This window comes from Flavobacterium algoriphilum (assembly GCF_048158655.1).
Classification (GTDB): domain Bacteria; phylum Bacteroidota; class Bacteroidia; order Flavobacteriales; family Flavobacteriaceae; genus Flavobacterium; species Flavobacterium algoriphilum.
Genome location: NZ_JBLNKY010000005.1, coordinates 27,980 through 45,154, shown reverse-complemented (window position 1 = coordinate 45,154; position 17,175 = coordinate 27,980). Strand labels below are relative to the sequence as shown.

Sequence of the window (17,175 nt, the reverse complement as noted above, 5' to 3'; positions counted from 1 at the left end):
TTTGATACTGCTATTGTTTTATTATTTTTCCACTTTTATAAAAAGAATTTGATTCTATTTTATAAATGTAAATCCCTTCAATTAAAGCTTTTAATGAAATACTTGGCGATTCAATTCTGATTTCTTTATCCAGTACTTTTTGACCTGAAATAGAGTAAATACTAATCATCGCTCTATCTATTCCTACTGGTAATGAAATTGTAATAAAATCAATTGTCGGATTTGGATAAATTATAAAATCATCTTTCGAAAAAGTGTTCAATGACAATCCGTTACTCACCGCTAAATTAAAATCTGGAATACCAAACCCGTATTGATTATTAGGCGTTGTAAATCGATCCGCTGATTTTAGTACCAACTGTCTTATTTCGGCATTAGTTTTACTAGGATTTGCCTGCCATAAACAAGCAATCATTCCTGCCATAATAGGACTGGAAAAAGAAGTCCCATTTGCAGTTATAATATTTCCAAATTCATCAGACAAAACATCGGATTGTCCTTGTGCCATAACATCCGGTTTTATCCTACCGTCGGACGAAGGACCTACTGAACTGAATGAAGTCAGTACTTTAGAAGAATTTACTGCACCTACAGCAATTACAGATACTGCATCGGCTGGTGCACCAATGTATGGATCAGCTGTTCCTCCTGAATTCCCCGCTGACACCACCACAATCATACCTCTACTAAACGCAATTTCAGCACCACGCGATATAAAAGTTGTCGTCCCGTTCATTTCACTGTAGGTATGATTATAAGTACTCTTATCATATCCAAAATACCCTAGAGAAGTGTTTATAATATCCGCTCCCAAACTATCTGCTTTTTCCGCTGCTTCCACCCAAAGGGATTCTTCAACAGGATTTTCGGAAGTGTCATCTTCCGTGATAAATAAATAATAGGAAGCATCCGGCGCTGTCCCTACTAATGAATTTTCTTTGTAACCACCCATTGCCGAAAGCACTGATGTACCGTGAGAAACTCCCGTGTAAAAATCCGGATTTCTTAAAACAAAATTATAGCCGCCTAAAATTCGGTTATTATCTCTTAATCTTTGAAAAGGCTGCGCTGTATTAACACCAGGAAAACCAGCATCTAGAACTGCTATTATTTTTCCGGTACCAGTATAATTTTGTTGATGCAATAAATGTCCATTAAGCATCTGGATTTGATTTGCTGATGTTCCATAAGCAAAATCAATTTTGGTCTTCTTATTTTTAGTTACCTTTTTTACTTTGGACAACTTCGCTATTTTTCCAGTTTTATTGAGGAGTTTATTTGCAAAATCTAATTTACTGACAAAAGAAAATGTCATTAATGAATTTATAATTGCCTGTGTTCCCCGAACATGAATTGCATTCAACCATTTGGATTTTGCCATCACAGTAATCCCTGCAACTGCCTTTACTTGACTCACGTATGATGATTCAATAGGAAAGTCTTTAAAATCTAAAACGATATTCTGGTTCGTTCTTCTGTCCAATGCTCTTTGGGAAAGCATTTTTAAAGGTGTATCTAAATAGGGTTGAGAATTGGGTTTGGCATTGAAATACACCCAGGCATCTTCTTGAGAAAAGCCAACGGAAGTAATGAATAAAAAAAGAAGTAAATATATTTTTATCATAATAATAGTATTTCTTTAAGTCAAAAAAACTTCAATAAAATCTATGACTTAAGTTCAAAAAAAAAATCACGGCATTTAAAATTCTGATAAAACACGATTTTTAGTCTTTTTACAAATTGAAAGTACTAAACTAAGAAATTACTCCCGAACCAACTAATTCATCTTCTAAATACCAAGCAACAAACTGTCCTTCGGTTATTGCGGATTGTGGTTCTTCAAATGCAACAAACATGCCGTTTTCAAATTGATGTAAAGTGGCTTTTTGCAAAGGCTGTCTATAACGAATTCTTGCCATAACGTCCATGGTTTCATTATTTCCCAGAGCCAAATCTTTACGAATCCAATGCACTTCAGTTTTTTCTATCTGCAATGCTTTCTTGAACAATCCAGGATGCTGACTTGATAATCCGGTATAAATCGTATTGGTTGTCACATTTGTAGCGATGATAAATAGTGGATCTGTTGTCCCGCCTACATTCAGTCCTTTTCTTTGTCCAATAGTAAAATAATGAGCACCTTGATGTTTCCCCACTTTTTTACCCATTTCTGGAGTATATGGAAGTTTCCTCGCATCAAATGCTAAATCCTCTTCAAGCGTTAAACCTTCTTGCTTTTCATAATTATAAACAGCATCATTTTTATCAATTTGAATAATAAGGCCGTCTTTGGGTTGCAATTTCTGTTGCAAAAACTCTGGTAACCGTACTTTTCCAATAAAACATAACCCTTGAGAATCTTTCTTTTCAGCAGTTATCAAATCCATTTGGGCTGCAATTTCCCGAACCTCCGGTTTTGTCAATTCTCCAATGGGGAATAATGATTTTGCCAATTGCTCTTGTGATAACTGACACAGAAAATAGGATTGATCTTTATTGGTATCGGCACCCGCTTTCAATTGATAAACGGTGTCACCATTCACTTCAATTTCGCTTTTTTTACAGTAATGACCTGTCGCCACATAATCGGCTCCAAGACTCAAAGCGATTTTCATGAAAACATCAAATTTTATTTCGCGATTACAAAGTACATCAGGATTTGGAGTTCTTCCTTTTTCATATTCATTGAACATATAATCAACGATTTTCTCTTTGTATTCTTCGCTTAAATCTACGGTTTGAAAAGGAATTCCTAATTTTTCAGCCACTAGCAATGCATCGTTGCTGTCTTCCAGCCAGGGACATTCATTAGAAATAGTAACCGAATCATCATGCCAATTTTTCATAAAAAGGCCTATGACTTCATAGCCTTGTTGTTGCAATAAATAAGCAGCAACACTTGAATCTACACCTCCCGAAAGTCCTACAACAACACGCTTCATCTTCAAAAAATTATAATTTTATAAAGATGCAAAGTTACAAAGATTTACAATAGGAAAAGGAACGGCTTTACGACTCTTTTATTTTATTTTTTTGATTTTATAGTATTTTCAGAATAATTCATATTCACGTCTTTCACTTTCTTTCCTTTTTCAAAAAATTCCCAAATTCCTGATTTTTTACCAGCTACAAACTGTCCTTTTGAAACTATATTCCCATCAGTATCTTTGAAAATTGCCAAACCATTATATTCGTTATTCTTGAAAATGGATTCTTCAAGCACAATTCCTTTTTCGGTGTATTTCTTATAAGAACCATTTTTTAAATTATTTTTATAAGTGATTTCTTCAGCAATTTTACCACTCGGATAAAAAACAGTTCGCAAACCTTCCAAATTTCCATTTTTATAATTTTCTATAGTCATCACAATTTTTGAAGCTTGGTGATAATACTTCCATTGTCCTTCAAATAATTTATTAACTACCTTCCCCTCGCTAACTTTATTCTTAGCTTGATCGTAAAAAACAGTATAAGCGGAATTGTCATTCGGATTGAATTCTCTCGTGGCTATTATTGATTTTGCTTTGGTATCATCATAAAATTTAAAAACTCCGGTTTCTTTCCCATGCCTGAAAGTTCCTTCGTATCGAGGTCGTTTGGATTCCTCATACATTCCTTTCCATAAACCATGCTTTTTACCGTTTTGATCTAATTTATTGAAATCTGTTTGCGCATGAAGACAAAAGAAATTCAAAAAAATCAAAACAAATATTCCTTTTTTATAAAATGCTTTCATAATAAATACCCTTTTAATAGTAACGAATTCAGATGAATTAAATTATATCTAAAAAAAAATCTCGAAATATATCGAGATTTTTTTAATTTTTATTTCTTTTTGTCTTTCGCCTTTTGAGCTTCGGCTTGTTCCATAACTTCTTGAAGTTTTTTCTGGAATTTACCTTGCTTCTTAGGCTCTTTCAATTTATTCTCTTGTATTTGAGCGTGAATTTTATCACTGTCTACAATGTAATTTTTAATTACGAACATGATTCCTATTGTAATCAAGTTAGAAATAAAGTTATACAAACTCAATCCGGCACCATAGCTATTGAAGAAAATCAACATCATAATTGGCGAAATATAAATCATATACTTCATCATTTTTGCCATATCAGGCATTCCTTCCTGTTGTGGAGCAGCCATTTGTTGATCCCCAGAAGTCATTTTCATATAAAAGAAAATCGCTATTGCAGCCAAAATTGGAAACAAACTAATATGATCTCCATACATAGGAACATGGAAAGGTAATTTTACAACCTGGTCAAAAGACGATAAATCATCCGCCCAAAGGAAACTTTTTTGTCTTAACTCAAATGCCGACGGGAAAAACTGAAACGAAGCATACATAAAAGGAAGCTGAATCAAGGCCGGAATACATCCTGCCATTGGGTTCACCCCAGCTTTATTGTACAACTTCATGGTTTCCTGTTGTTTCTTCATTGGGTCTTTTTTGAATTTTTCCCCCAATTCAGTAATCTCAGGTCGCAACACTTTCATTTTGGCCTGAGACAAAAATGATTTATAAGTAATAGGCGACATTGCAATTTTAACAATAATCGTAAAGATAATTATCGCAATTCCATAAGCGATGTAAGAACTTAAAAATCCGAATAATGGAATAAAAATAAATTTGTTAATCCATCCAAAAATCCCCCAACCTAAAGGAATAATTTTTTCTAAATTTTTATTATATCCTTTTAATGTCTTATAATCCGATGGCCCAAAATACCAGCTCATTTTATAATCTACTTCGCCATTTGTAAATGCCAAAGGAACATTCGCTTTAAATTGTTTGATGTAAGTAGTATCCACTTTTTCATCGACAACTAATTTATGAGATTTCAAGGAAGATTTAGCAAACGGTATATCTGTCAATAAGATAGTACTGAAAAAATGCTGTTTGAAAGCAATAAATCTGACATTTTCTGGTGTTTCTTCTTTGTCTTTTCCATCTCCTACGTTGTTAAATTTCTCGTCTCCATACTCATAGTTAAGTAATGTATAACGGTCTTCGTAAGCAATGCTTTTTTCTGTTCTGTAGGTTTTTAAATTCCACTCTAAATCCAAAGGTTTAGCAGTATTCAACACTTTATTCAATCCTTGTGAACGAATATCAAAACCAACCATAAAATCATTTGGTTTCAATATGTATTTGTATTCTAAAAACTCATTTACACCAGCTTTTAGTTTCATAGACAGTATTTGATCGGCTCCAACTTTGGTTAATGTTGGTTCAAAAAACAAGTCTTTCGTGTTTAAAGTACGATTATCACTGGTTTGTAATTGCAGATTCAAATTAGCATTCTTGTCTTTAATCAATTCCACTAATTGTCCAGAACCTTTTTTAAATTTTTCAAAATTTTTCAAAGTAGCTTCAACAATATACCCCCCTTTATTGGCAACTCTCAATTTTACAAATTCGTTTTCTATTGTTGTAAAACCTTCTTTAGCCGAAGGAAGTGTAGCAGAATAAGCAAAATTTCCTAATGTTTTTTCCAATTGGGCTAATTGTGTAGAATCTCCCGCAACAACACCACCAACAGTTGCCGGTGTAATCATTTTAGCGCTTGCCTCTTTAGCTTTAGCTTCTTTGATGACCAATTCTTTCTTTGCTTTATCAGCAGCAAGTTCTTTATCAGAAGGTTGATTTTGATACATTATCCAAATCAAAATACCAAAAATCAATACAAAACCTATAATCGAATTGAGGTCAAATTTTTTTTCTTCCATTATTTTATTTAAAAAAGTTTATTGTTTAAAGTATAAAATTTTAAGAATACAGCGATTGAACACTAATTCTAAAAACTAAATACTATTTTTTCTTTGCTTGAACTGCCGCTGCAACAAAATTCACAAAAATAGGATGTGGATTTGCAACTGTACTTTTATATTCAGGATGGTATTGAACGCCAATAAAAAATGGATGATCCTCAATTTCAATAACCTCAACTAAACCAGTATCCGGGTTAATACCAGAAGCTACTAATCCTGCTTTTTCCAATTGATTTACATATTCACTATTATATTCATAACGGTGGCGATGACGCTCAGAAATAGTTGATTTACCGTATATTTTATACGCCAAAGTATCTGGTTTCAAATCACATTTCCAAGCACCAAGACGCATGGTTCCCCCTTTGTCAGTGATTGTTTTTTGCTCTTCCATCAAATTTACTACCGGATGAGGCGTTTTGTCATTCATTTCAGTAGAATTAGCTTCTGAAAGTCCAAGAATGTTTCTTGAATATTCAATAATAGCCATTTGCATACCCAGACAAATTCCGAAAAATGGAACTTTATTTTCACGGGCATAACGAACGGTTTCAATTTTCCCTTCAATTCCTCTTTCACCAAAACCTGGTGCAACAAGAATTCCGTCTAATCCCGCTAATTTCACGTCTACATTACCAGCATCGATATATTCTGAATGGATTGAAATAACATTTACTTTGGTTTCATTCGCAGCGCCTGCATGAATGAACGCTTCCAAAATAGATTTGTAACAATCTTGCATTTCTACATATTTCCCAATCAAACCAATGTTTATAGTATGCTTAGGATTTTTTAATCGGCGTAAAAAAGTATTCCAGTTTTTTAAATCCGGAGCTGCTTTTTTAGGCAAATCCAATTTCTTCAAAGCCACAATATCAAGTCCTTCTTCCAACATTAGATTTGGAACTTCATAAATAGTGGAAGCATCAATTGATTGGATAACGGCTTCTCTTTTTACATTACAAAACAAAGCCAGTTTATTTCGTAATTCTTCCGAAATTTCATGCTCTGTTCTACAAACTAAAATATCCGCTTTTATACCGCTTTCCATCAAAGTTTTAACAGAATGTTGCGTTGGTTTTGTTTTTAATTCACCCGCAGCAGCCAAATAAGGAACTAATGTCAAATGAATCACTAAACCGTTATGTTCTCCTAATTCCCATACTAATTGACGAACCGACTCGATATATGGTAACGATTCGATATCCCCTACTGTACCACCGATTTCGGTAATCACAATATCATAATCACCTGATTTACCAAGCAATTGCATTCTATCTTTAATTTCATTCGTGATATGAGGAACAACCTGAACCGTTTTACCAAGAAATTCTCCTCTTCGTTCTTTTTCAATAACCGAAAGATAAATCCTTCCTGTAGTAACATTATTCGCCTGAGAAGTAGGAACATTCAAAAAACGCTCGTAATGACCTAAATCCAAATCTGTTTCTGCACCATCATCGGTAACATAACATTCCCCATGTTCATATGGATTTAAAGTACCTGGATCAACATTGATATACGGGTCGAATTTTTGGATAGTAGTTCTGTATCCCCTTGCTTGTAATAATTTTGCCAAAGATGCCGCTATAATTCCTTTTCCTAAAGAAGAAGTCACACCGCCTGTAACAAAAATATATTTCGTTTGATTCATTCTGTTGTTATTTGTAATGTAGTTGTGTAAAAAACGTGGCAAAAATACAATTATAAATTGAGAAAAAGCTAATTTGAAAATGAGATAATTTGAAAATTTGACAATTCAATACTACACCTATTTTCAAATTAGCTTTTTCCTAATTCATAAATTAAAGCGGTTTTGGATATCGCTTTTTAATGTTCCGAATTAACTCCTCCAATCCATTGAGTTTTAATTCATAAATCAATTGCAATTGTTGTCCTAAATCTCCTTTTGGAAAACCTTTATTGCTATACCAAACCACATAATATTCAGGTAAATCAATAAGATATTTACCTTCATATTTGCCAAAAGGCATTTTGGTATGAGCGAGTTTGACGAGTTGTTTTTGGTTTTGTTCCAAAGTAAGTTCCTAGTTTAAAGTTTATGCTTAAAGTTCAATATATAAACTAAAAAAATTGCCTGAATCTGCTAACGGATTACTTCCAGTTAAAAGTAATTTGTTTCTCGATTTCAGTATTTAAACTTAGGAAAACAGGGCATGTCATCGCGGTTCTTTCAAGAATCGTTTTATTCTTTTGATCCGTTGTTCCTACCATTTCAAAAGTTACTACAATCGTTCCTATTCGTCTTGGCTCGGCATTCATAACTTTAGTTACTTCAGCGGTAGATCCTTTCAAATCTACTTCAATATCACGGGCTTTTATTCCCATAACGGTCATCATACAACTTGCCAAAGCATTCGCAACGGTATCGGTTGGAGAGAAAGCCTCGCCTTTTCCATTATTATCTACCGGAGCATCCGATACGATTTCAGTTCCGGATTGTACATGTATTGACGATGTTCTTAAATCGCCTAAGTAAGTTACTTTTGATGTCATATTTTTTTTATTATTTTATTCTTCTGCCACTAACACTAATTACTGATTATTGAACACTTTTTAATTAGCTTCTTTTATGGTTAAATCGGTGTCATAATATAAGATGTAAACACCTTTATTCGTATATCCACCTTCTTCTTTTTTATAGTATTCAAATTTATTATCTACTTGCTCAGTTGCCATTGCATTTGCAGTTTCTTCATACTTTTTCCCTTGTGACAATCGCATCATGGTATCAAATGTAATGTCAAAACCACGGGTTGCAAAAGCACTAGGGGCAATTTTATTTTTCTTTTTAAACTCTTTATCGAAAATTAAAGCCCCGGGAGATTCATTTTCACGAGTAACAGAAGGATACATCAATTTCAGTTTTGTCAGATTCACAAAATTGATTTCATCAGTATCTAATGTTTCATTCGGTTCTAAAATAACCAACTGTACCCTATACATTGCCATAGCACCCATCATAGTTGCCATTGTTGATTTTATCATCCCCGTATTTCCGGTTTCCATTACCACATAGTTCATTTTATCTTTTACAAATAAACTTTTTAAATTTTCAGGCAACAAACTTCCATTTGCAGCAAGAACCGAAAACTTTACATCTTTATGATTTTCCTTAATAAACTGAATCATTGTTTCTTTTTTCTTATCTACTACAGCAATCATATTGCCACCTTTTGCTCTCATGTAATCAAACATGGTATTTTTGACTACTGCAGCTGTTGGAATTGTTTGGTACAAATTACTGAATGAATTTCCAATATCTTTAGATAAAGGAGAAATCACAGGAACTTGATTCATATTCAATAATTCAGCAGTTTTCTCCACGTTAGTAAGATAAAAGGGACCAACGACAGCATCGGAATTTTCCAGATTATTTTCTTTAATTATAGAAGCAACATTCGAAGTATTTTTAGTTTCCTGCGAATCATAAATTTTCACATCCAAAGAAAGTCCTATTTGTTTTGCCGAATCAATCGCCATCATAGCTCCCGCATAAAAATCTAAAGTCATATTCAGAAACTTGTCTTTTTTCAAACGCATTGCAGTTGAATTGACAGTATCTCCTTCAATTTTCGGCATATTAAAAGGTAAAAGTAACACTAGCTTCTTTCTATCATTACCCCCCATTTTCTTTGACAAAACAGCGTATTCTTTTTTGGATTCGACAGCTGGAATAGTTATTGTTCCGGGAACTTTCAAAATCATTCCTTCCACAACACCTTGAGACAAATCTGGATTCAGTTTCATTAATTCTTCCTGAGTCATACCAAACATTTTTGATAAACTATAAAGTGTTTCTTTCGGCTTCACTTCATAATTCAAATAACTGACAGCTTTTACAGCCTTTACAGGATTTGGTTTTGCAATTTCTTTTTTGGCTTCAACAACTGGGATTGTTTTCTCTATTTTTGGAGCATTTCCCTTGATGACTAATTTATAACCAACAGGTAAATTAGAAACAATTTCAGGATTTTTTTTCTCTAATTCTTGAATAGTAATTCCATATTTTTTGGCAATGGAATATTTAGTCTCCTTTGGAAGTACCTCGTGATAAACTACTTTTTCCTGAATTACAGTAGCAACAGCTATCTTCGGGCTACTTTTGGATGGAATAGTCAGGATTTGTCCAATTTTCAATCCTTCTTTTTCTAAACTTGGATTGGCTTTCTTCAAATCTTCATCTGAAATGCCGTATTTTTTTTCAATACCATACAACGTTTCTTTGGGTGCTACTTCATGAGTTGTAGTTTTCACGATTGATTTAGCTGGGACTGTAGTCTTTTGTTTTGCTCCACTTTTGGGAATCAATAAAATACTATTTGGTTTTAATCCACTTTGCGCATCTGGATTTAATTGATAAATATCATAAGGAGTAACATTGTACTTTATTGCAATCTGACTTATCGTTTCTCCTTTTTCTACTTTATGGGTACTATTTTTTTCTTGTGAAAAAACATTATAGTTAAACAACAAAGCAGTAATACAAATTGCAAAAAAATATTTCATCATTTTAATTATAAATTATTCAAATTATTAATAATGGAACGGTATCAAATTTTATTGCAAAATCTGATACCGTTTATATAAAGAACATTAAAAATAATGAAATTCCAAGAAGGGATTAACAAAAATTTAATCTTATTCCCACTCAATAGTTGCTGGCGGTTTTGAACTAATATCATAAACCACTCTATTTACTCCTTTTACTTTATTGATAATATCATTGGATATTTTCATCAGGAATTCATACGGTAAATGTACCCAGTCAGCCGTCATACCATCCGTAGATTCAACAGCACGAAGTGCAATTACTTTTTCATACGTACGCTCATCACCCATCACACCAACACTATTTACAGGAAGTAAAATAGCTCCGGCTTGCCAAACTTTGTCGTATAATCCCCAAGATTTCAGTCCTTCGATAAAAACAAAATCTACTTCTTGTAAAATTCTAACTTTCTCAGGTGTGATATCACCTAAAATTCTGATTGATAATCCCGGTCCAGGGAAAGGATGTCTTCCTAATAATTCTGGGTCAATTCCTAATGAAGCTCCTACTCTACGTACTTCATCTTTGAAAAGCATGCGAAGTGGTTCTACAATTTTCAATTTCATGTAATCCGGCAAACCTCCAACATTATGGTGTGATTTAATAGTAGCAGAAGGTCCTTTTACTGAAACTGATTCAATAACATCAGGATAAATTGTTCCTTGCGCCAACCATTTTACATCTTCTATAAGGTGAGATTCATCATCAAAAACTTCGATAAATACACGTCCAATAATTTTACGTTTGGTTTCTGGGTCACTCACACCTGCTAATTCAGATAAGAAACGATCTCCTGAATCTACTCCTTTTACGTTTAAACCCATTCCTTTGTATTGATCCAATACATTTTGGAATTCATTTTTGCGAAGCAAACCGTTATTTACAAAAATACAGTATAGATTCTTCCCAATAGCCTGATGCAATAAAACTGCCGCTACAGTAGAATCTACTCCTCCTGAAAGGCCAAGAACTACTTTATCGTCTTGTAATTTTTCTTTTAATTCGGCTACCATTTCACTAACAAAAGCTTTTGGTGTAAAGTTTTGAGAAACTTCAGCAATTTTAACTAAAAAATTCTCCAGCATTTTTGATCCATCTGTAGAGTGAAAAACCTCTGGATGGTACTGAATTGCATATGTTGTTTCGCCTTCAATTTTATAAGCCGCAAATTCGACATCATGTGTACTTGCCAATTTCACTCCGTTTGTTGGCAAAGCTTTAATACTATCGCTATGACTCATCCAAACCTGGCTGTTTTCAGAAACACCTTCAAAGAAAACTTCATTCTCTTTTATAAATGACAAATTAGCTCTACCATATTCTCTAGTGTTTGAAGCCGCTACTTCTCCACCGCTAAAATGGGATAAATATTGTGCTCCGTAACAAACGGCTAGCATAGGAAGTTTTCCTCTAATTTCTGATAAATCAGGATGTGGCGCATCGTCTCCTCTAACAGAAAAAGGGCTACCGCCAAGAATTACTGCTTTATAAGATGATAAATCACTCGGAAAATGATTGTAAGGGAAGATTTCGCAGAATATATTTAATTCGCGAACTCTACGCGCAATAAGCTGTGTGTATTGCGATCCGAAATCTAAAATAAGTACGTTGTGTTGCATGCGCAAAAATACTTTTTATATTTTGAATTGAAAAATTGATTTTAAAAAATATTTATTTAATTTACTGTGTTTAAATAATGCGGCTGCTTCAGTAAAAAGCCAACTGCCACTAGTTCAGAATTGTTTATTTTCTAAAATCAACTTTAGAAAAATAAAAGCTTACTTTTGTATCTCTGATAATCTACTAAAACAAAAAAAATGAAAATAAAGGAATACTTAACCGTTGCAATTTTTGGTCTTCTAGCCCTTTCATGCAATATCATTGATAATTTACTTACCTTTTCAATAAACAACGAAACGTCCGTTACTATTCCAGCTGGAATTCCTGTCAATATACCTTTTGAATTAAGTAGAGATACCCCTTCTAATTCTAGTACCGTATTAGAAAACAACAATACAAAAGCAGAATTAGTTAAGGATGTAAGACTAAAAGAGATGAAATTGACTATAACAGATCCAACTGATAAATCCTTTTCATTTTTGAAATCCATCCATATGTATATTTCTTCAAGTGACGGTAGCGACGAGATAGAACTAGCTTTTTTTGATGATATTAATTCCACTTCAAATATTATAAATCTAACTTGTACTCCAGAAAAATTAGATAAATATATTAAGGCTTCAAGTTTCAAATTAAGAGTGAAAGTCGTTACTAAAGAAACAAATACTCAAAACGTAACAATAAAAACGAACATGAAATTTCAAGTTACTGCTGATCCATTTTAACAAATCAGCCGTTTTTCAATTAAGTTTTATTCTCTAATAATTACAAACTTCCCTTTTACTCCCGCATCCCAATTCTCCCAATAATCAGACTTAATCAGTTTTCCCTTGTCATCATAAATTTGAAATTCCGCTGTATTTCCGCCTAATGCGCCTCTATTTAAAGCTTCTATTTCGAATGTGTTGATTCCTTCTTTAAGAAATATTTTAAATTCCTGATAATTTCCTTTCATTAATAATCGTTCTTCGACTATACTTCCGTTCATCGTCGCTTTGGCTAAATCTCCATCTATCTGCCCAAAATCACGATATTTAATCACAAAAAAATCAGATTTAGTTCTAATCTCACCAAAATTAACATCGATTTTTACCAAAAGCCTTGAATCTTCTTTTAAACCTTCTTTAACTAATGTTTTACCTAAATCCTTTTCCATTTTATCCCTATACACATCTCCTGGATTAATAAAATCATTTTTCGGGGTCATGTTTATGCTGCTAGTTTTTTCTCCAATTTTTAATACGGAACTAGGGGTTTTAGTTGCAGGGCTTTTAAAAACATTTGGGATATACGTTGGCGGTATGTCCGTTTCAGGAGGAACTTCTTTTTTAAACTTCGGATTTTTATTTATAGGAGGAATTGCTTTAAACTTTTTACCAAATTCAATTTGACTGTAGCTTTTTGAAGAAATACCAATACTAATTATTATAAAAAAAAGAATCTGTTTCATATAAAGTGAACATTGATAAATCAATATTTATTAAAAATTTAAAAATAAAAACATAGTATAAACAACAAAAATAGTAATAAATTAATTTTATTTATTTATCGAATTAAAAAAAGAACATTCCTATTCTTTCAATAATAGTAGCGTTGCTTTGTAATCTATCCCAAGATTCCAATGGCTAGCAGAAATAATACTTCCTTTATCGTCATACACTTGAAATTCTGCTGTATTAGGGGGTGCAAAACCTTCGTTCAACGCTTCAAAATCAATCTTATTAATCCCTTTTTCTAATTTTATTTCGAAACCTTTAAAATCTCCATCCAAAACGACCTCATATTCCACTACCTTATCATTTAAATACACTCTAATCTTATCCCCATCAACATAGGCGGCATCACGATATCTAACTTTAGCAGTTAGAGAACCCGTTTTAAAACTTCCTAAATTTTGATTTTTCTTATAATTAACAACCTCTGAATTTTCTGCTTTTTTAGTGATTTTATCAGAATTTACAAAATTTATTTTTGGCACATCAAGGGGAATATCTTGTTTTTTTATAACTTTTGCAGAAGTATTTTTTGGCAATTCTGCCTTTGGCGGAATAACTTTTTTGACTTTCAAATTTTTATCTTTGAGTGGAATTGCTTTAAATTTTGAGCTAAATTCATTCTGTGCATATCCGCTAAGGGACATACATAAAACAATAATCAAAAATAGAATTCTTTTCATAACTTTTTAGATAAACTTATTAGTGCTTGTAAAAAAAACCAATCTTAACGTGACCCAAAATGGCGTATTTTCACTTTCTATAATAACATTTAATTTCCCTTTATATTACATTTTAGAGAATATATATTTACTACAAAACAAAAATCAAAATTGAACTTTTTAATTAAAAATTAGTGTTTTTTATTTCTCATTTTTTTCTAAATTGCAAAAAATATACCAAAAATTAAAATAGGTTCTAAAATTTTAAAAATCAGTTAAAAAACAAACAAATGAAAAGAGAAAACATATTGACAGGCTCACCATGGGAAGACAAAATGGGATATTGTCGCGCAGTACGTATTGGAAATATTATTGAAGTATCCGGAACAGTAGCTATAATTGATGGTGACAAAGTAAAAGCAGACGACGCACACGCACAAACTCTTAATATTTTAGAGCGCGTAGAAAAAATACTTGAAGACCTGAATGTAGGTATGAAAGATGTGATTCGCACCCGAATATTTACTACTGATGTTTCCACATTTGAAGCAGTCGCTACAGCACATTCCAAATTTTTTAAAGACATAAAACCTACAACTGGTTTTTACGGAATTAACCAATTAGTTGCACCCGAATATTTGGTTGAAATCGAATTTACAGCCATTGCTCCTGAAAAATCATAAATTCAGAAAGGATTGTAATACTTTAGCAAAAAAATCCGACAGTTCAATAATGAATTTAGAAAACGCTAAAAAAATAATGCATATCACACTCAAATGGATTTTCATTTGTGCTTTGACAGGCATTTTTTCTGGATCAGCTTCCGCATTTTTTTTAGTGGCCCTAGAATGGGTTACACACTACAGAGAACACAACAATTGGGTTATTTGGTTCTTGCCCTTAGGCGGACTAATCATAGGGTTGTGTTACCATTATTGTGGAAAAGATGTTATAAAAGGCAATAATTTATTGCTGGAAGAATACGAAAACCCACAGAAAACAATCCCTTTAAAAATGGCGCCACTGGTACTTTTAGGCACCTTAATAACACATTTTTTTGGAGGTTCTGCAGGTCGTGAGGGAACAGCAGTACAAATGGGAGGCTCCATTACCGACCAATTTACAAAACTTTTCAAACTTGATAATCCGGAAAGAAAAACACTAATCATTCTGGGAATCAGTGCTGGTTTTGCATCGGTTTTTGGAACACCTTTAGCTGGAGCGCTTTTTGCTTTGGAAGTTTTGTATTTCAGTAAAATCAGTTTCAAAAGCATTCCGTTGTCCTTTATAACCGCTTACATTGCTTATTTCACCGTTGAATTCTGGCACGTAAAACACACTCATTATAGTATTCCTATTATTCCCGAAATGAATTTAACCAACTTATTTTGGGTGATTCTTGCGAGCATCCTTTTTGGTTTGGCCGCCATGTTATTCTCCCGAAGCACGCACTTTTGGAGCGCTTTGTTTTCAAAAACAATATCCTTTCCTCCGCTTCGTCCTTTTATAGGAGGAATAATTCTTTCTTTAGCGATATACTTTATTGGAACCACAAAATACATCGGCTTGGGAATTCCTGTAATCGTAGATGCCTTTTTGAACCCAAATGCTTCCTACGATTTTCTTCTAAAAATACTATTTACAGGATTTACGCTGGGCGCAGGATTCAAGGGTGGCGAAGTAACACCATTATTTTTTGTTGGTGCCACATTAGGAAGTGCTTTATCACTAGTCGTCCCTTTACCGATTGCGCTTTTGGCAGGAATAGGCTTCGTTGCCGTTTTCTCGGGAGCAACCCACACTCCTATTGCCTGTACGGTTATGGGAATGGAGCTTTTTGGGATAGAAAGTGGTATTTTCATTGGTATTGCTTGTATAATCGCTTACTTTGGTTCTGGTTCAGTTGGGATTTACAAAGCCCAAATTGTAAAAGGCGCTAAATACCATTTGTATCAAAAAGTAAAAATAGGGAACTTTTAAACATTGTAAAAGTTTGTTAATTCTACAAATGATTTCAACATTACATTAAAAAAATGTAATTTCGCAAACTATGAAAACACAAGACATTCAAGCGATACAGTTGTTATTATCAACTCCAAAAAAAATTGTAATTATTCCACACAGAGGTCCTGATGGTGATGCTATGGGCTCGACGTTAGGATTATATCATTTTTTATTGAAAAATAACCATCATCCTGTTGTGGTTTCTCCAAATGAATTTCCTGATTTTTTAGCTTGGATGCCCGGATCAGAAACGATCAAAATATACGAGAAAGACAAAGCTAACTGCACCAAAATTCTTGAAGAAGCGGAACTAATTTTTACATTAGATTTTAATGCTTTTCACCGCACAGGAGAAATGGAAACTGTTTTAGCTAAGCTGAAAGCACCATTTATAATGATTGATCACCATCAAAAACCGGATGATTACGCTACATTTACCTATTCAGATACTTCATTTGGGTCAACTTGCGAAATGTTGTACAATTTCATTTGTTTCCTTGGAAAAAAAGAGGCCATCGACAAAACTATCGGGACTTGCATTTACACAGGAATTCTAACGGATTCAGGTTCGTTTCGTTTTCCAAAAACAACTGGAGATACCCATAGAATTGTTGCTGAATTGATTGATTTAGGTGTCGAAAACACCGAGATTCCGAACTTATTATTTGACAACAGTTCTTTTGGACGTTTGCAATTACTGGGACGAGCGCTTCAAAACATGAAAGTGTTAACAGAAAGCAAAACAGCGTATACCACACTTACACAAGACGAGTTAAACTCTTTTGATTACGTAAAAGGGGATACGGAAGGCATCGTAAATTACGGATTAAGCATTAAAGGAATTCTTTTTACGGCAATTTTCATCGAAAATAAAGAAGAAAAAATCATCAAGATTTCATTCCGTTCCCAAGGTGATTTTGATGTTAATCAATTTGCAAGAGACCATTTCCATGGTGGCGGACATCGCAATGCTGCTGGAGGAAAATCAGAAGTATCGATGCAAGAAACCATAAATAAATTTGAGGATTTAATAAAAAAAATAACAATATAA

General features: G+C 33.3%; 15 protein-coding genes. 4 read left to right on the top strand and 11 right to left on the bottom strand.

Annotated features, from left to right (window positions below; all coding sequences use genetic code 11):
* Positions 1 to 10 precede the first annotated feature (10 nt).
* The 9 genes from ACM55G_RS09910 to guaA all read right to left on the bottom strand — a co-directional run bounded on the left by ACM55G_RS09910 (position 11) and on the right by guaA (position 11,964).
* Positions 11 to 1,624: a S8 family peptidase gene (locus ACM55G_RS09910; RefSeq protein ID WP_416843761.1), complete on the bottom strand. Its 1,614-nt coding sequence runs from the start codon at positions 1,622 to 1,624 to the stop codon at positions 11 to 13.
* Between the two features lie 130 nt (positions 1,625 to 1,754).
* Complete coding sequence (gene mnmA, locus ACM55G_RS09905; RefSeq protein ID WP_416843760.1) at positions 1,755 to 2,942, bottom strand: tRNA 2-thiouridine(34) synthase MnmA; 1,188 nt, start codon at positions 2,940 to 2,942, stop codon at positions 1,755 to 1,757.
* A gap of 83 nt (positions 2,943 to 3,025) precedes the next feature.
* Positions 3,026 to 3,736, bottom strand: coding sequence for a toxin-antitoxin system YwqK family antitoxin (locus ACM55G_RS09900; RefSeq protein WP_416843759.1), 711 nt, complete (start codon positions 3,734 to 3,736; stop codon positions 3,026 to 3,028).
* A gap of 89 nt (positions 3,737 to 3,825) precedes the next feature.
* Positions 3,826 to 5,730, bottom strand: coding sequence for a membrane protein insertase YidC (gene yidC, locus ACM55G_RS09895; RefSeq protein ID WP_416843758.1), 1,905 nt, complete (start codon positions 5,728 to 5,730; stop codon positions 3,826 to 3,828).
* Positions 5,731 to 5,812: 82 nt separating this feature from the next.
* The gene (locus tag ACM55G_RS09890; protein ID WP_416843755.1) at positions 5,813 to 7,426 is read right to left on the bottom strand and encodes a CTP synthase; all 1,614 of its coding nucleotides are present in this window, start codon (positions 7,424 to 7,426) and stop codon (positions 5,813 to 5,815) included.
* Positions 7,427 to 7,577: 151 nt separating this feature from the next.
* Complete coding sequence (locus ACM55G_RS09885) at positions 7,578 to 7,811, bottom strand: DUF3820 family protein (protein WP_416843754.1); 234 nt, start codon at positions 7,809 to 7,811, stop codon at positions 7,578 to 7,580.
* A 76-nt stretch (positions 7,812 to 7,887) separates the two neighbouring features.
* Positions 7,888 to 8,289, bottom strand: a complete 402-nt coding sequence (locus ACM55G_RS09880; RefSeq protein WP_416843753.1) for an OsmC family protein — start codon at positions 8,287 to 8,289, stop codon at positions 7,888 to 7,890.
* Positions 8,290 to 8,349: 60 nt separating this feature from the next.
* Entirely contained in the window at positions 8,350 to 10,305 is a 1,956-nt protein-coding gene (locus tag ACM55G_RS09875; RefSeq protein ID WP_416843752.1) for a LysM peptidoglycan-binding domain-containing protein, read from the bottom strand.
* Positions 10,306 to 10,434: 129 nt separating this feature from the next.
* Positions 10,435 to 11,964, bottom strand: a complete 1,530-nt coding sequence (guaA, locus tag ACM55G_RS09870; RefSeq protein WP_416843751.1) for a glutamine-hydrolyzing GMP synthase — start codon at positions 11,962 to 11,964, stop codon at positions 10,435 to 10,437.
* Positions 11,965 to 12,162: 198 nt separating this feature from the next.
* Here guaA and ACM55G_RS09865 point away from each other — a divergent pair, with 198 nt between their 5' ends.
* Positions 12,163 to 12,690: a hypothetical protein gene (locus ACM55G_RS09865; protein ID WP_416843750.1), complete on the top strand. Its 528-nt coding sequence runs from the start codon at positions 12,163 to 12,165 to the stop codon at positions 12,688 to 12,690.
* A gap of 26 nt (positions 12,691 to 12,716) precedes the next feature.
* Here the strand turns inward: ACM55G_RS09865 and ACM55G_RS09860 are convergent, their stop codons facing one another.
* Together ACM55G_RS09860 and ACM55G_RS09855 are read right to left on the bottom strand one after the other, a co-directional pair.
* On the bottom strand, positions 12,717 to 13,415 hold the full coding sequence (locus ACM55G_RS09860) for a hypothetical protein (RefSeq protein ID WP_416843749.1): 699 nt from the start codon (positions 13,413 to 13,415) through the stop codon (positions 12,717 to 12,719).
* Between the two features lie 120 nt (positions 13,416 to 13,535).
* Complete coding sequence (locus ACM55G_RS09855; RefSeq protein WP_416843748.1) at positions 13,536 to 14,123, bottom strand: hypothetical protein; 588 nt, start codon at positions 14,121 to 14,123, stop codon at positions 13,536 to 13,538.
* A 287-nt stretch (positions 14,124 to 14,410) separates the two neighbouring features.
* Here ACM55G_RS09855 and ACM55G_RS09850 point away from each other — a divergent pair, with 287 nt between their 5' ends.
* The 3 genes from ACM55G_RS09850 (at position 14,411) to ACM55G_RS09840 (ending at position 17,175) form a co-directional block, all read left to right on the top strand.
* Positions 14,411 to 14,803 (top strand): RidA family protein, encoded by a 393-nt coding sequence (locus ACM55G_RS09850; RefSeq protein ID WP_416843747.1) that lies wholly within the window; start codon positions 14,411 to 14,413, stop codon positions 14,801 to 14,803.
* Between the two features lie 49 nt (positions 14,804 to 14,852).
* The gene (locus ACM55G_RS09845) at positions 14,853 to 16,100 is read left to right on the top strand and encodes a voltage-gated chloride channel family protein (RefSeq protein ID WP_416843746.1); all 1,248 of its coding nucleotides are present in this window, start codon (positions 14,853 to 14,855) and stop codon (positions 16,098 to 16,100) included.
* Between the two features lie 70 nt (positions 16,101 to 16,170).
* Positions 16,171 to 17,175, top strand: a complete 1,005-nt coding sequence (locus ACM55G_RS09840; RefSeq protein WP_416843745.1) for a DHH family phosphoesterase — start codon at positions 16,171 to 16,173, stop codon at positions 17,173 to 17,175.

What these genes read in the sequence shown, in the direction of transcription:
- ACM55G_RS09910 (WP_416843761.1), bottom strand. Translation starts at nt 1,624, where the DNA reads ATGATAAAAATATATTTACTTCTTTTTTTATTCATTACTTCCGTTGGC.
- mnmA (WP_416843760.1), bottom strand. Translation starts at nt 2,942, where the DNA reads ATGAAGCGTGTTGTTGTAGGACTTTCGGGAGGTGTAGATTCAAGTGTT.
- ACM55G_RS09900 (WP_416843759.1), bottom strand. Translation starts at nt 3,736, where the DNA reads ATGAAAGCATTTTATAAAAAAGGAATATTTGTTTTGATTTTTTTGAAT.
- yidC (WP_416843758.1), bottom strand. Translation starts at nt 5,730, where the DNA reads ATGGAAGAAAAAAAATTTGACCTCAATTCGATTATAGGTTTTGTATTG.
- ACM55G_RS09890 (WP_416843755.1), bottom strand. Translation starts at nt 7,426, where the DNA reads ATGAATCAAACGAAATATATTTTTGTTACAGGCGGTGTGACTTCTTCT.
- ACM55G_RS09880 (WP_416843753.1), bottom strand. Translation starts at nt 8,289, where the DNA reads ATGACATCAAAAGTAACTTACTTAGGCGATTTAAGAACATCGTCAATA.
- ACM55G_RS09875 (WP_416843752.1), bottom strand. Translation starts at nt 10,305, where the DNA reads ATGATGAAATATTTTTTTGCAATTTGTATTACTGCTTTGTTGTTTAAC.
- guaA (WP_416843751.1), bottom strand. Translation starts at nt 11,964, where the DNA reads ATGCAACACAACGTACTTATTTTAGATTTCGGATCGCAATACACACAG.
- ACM55G_RS09865 (WP_416843750.1), top strand. Translation starts at nt 12,163, where the DNA reads ATGAAAATAAAGGAATACTTAACCGTTGCAATTTTTGGTCTTCTAGCC.
- ACM55G_RS09860 (WP_416843749.1), bottom strand. Translation starts at nt 13,415, where the DNA reads ATGAAACAGATTCTTTTTTTTATAATAATTAGTATTGGTATTTCTTCA.
- ACM55G_RS09850 (WP_416843747.1), top strand. Translation starts at nt 14,411, where the DNA reads ATGAAAAGAGAAAACATATTGACAGGCTCACCATGGGAAGACAAAATG.
- ACM55G_RS09845 (WP_416843746.1), top strand. Translation starts at nt 14,853, where the DNA reads ATGAATTTAGAAAACGCTAAAAAAATAATGCATATCACACTCAAATGG.
- ACM55G_RS09840 (WP_416843745.1), top strand. Translation starts at nt 16,171, where the DNA reads ATGAAAACACAAGACATTCAAGCGATACAGTTGTTATTATCAACTCCA.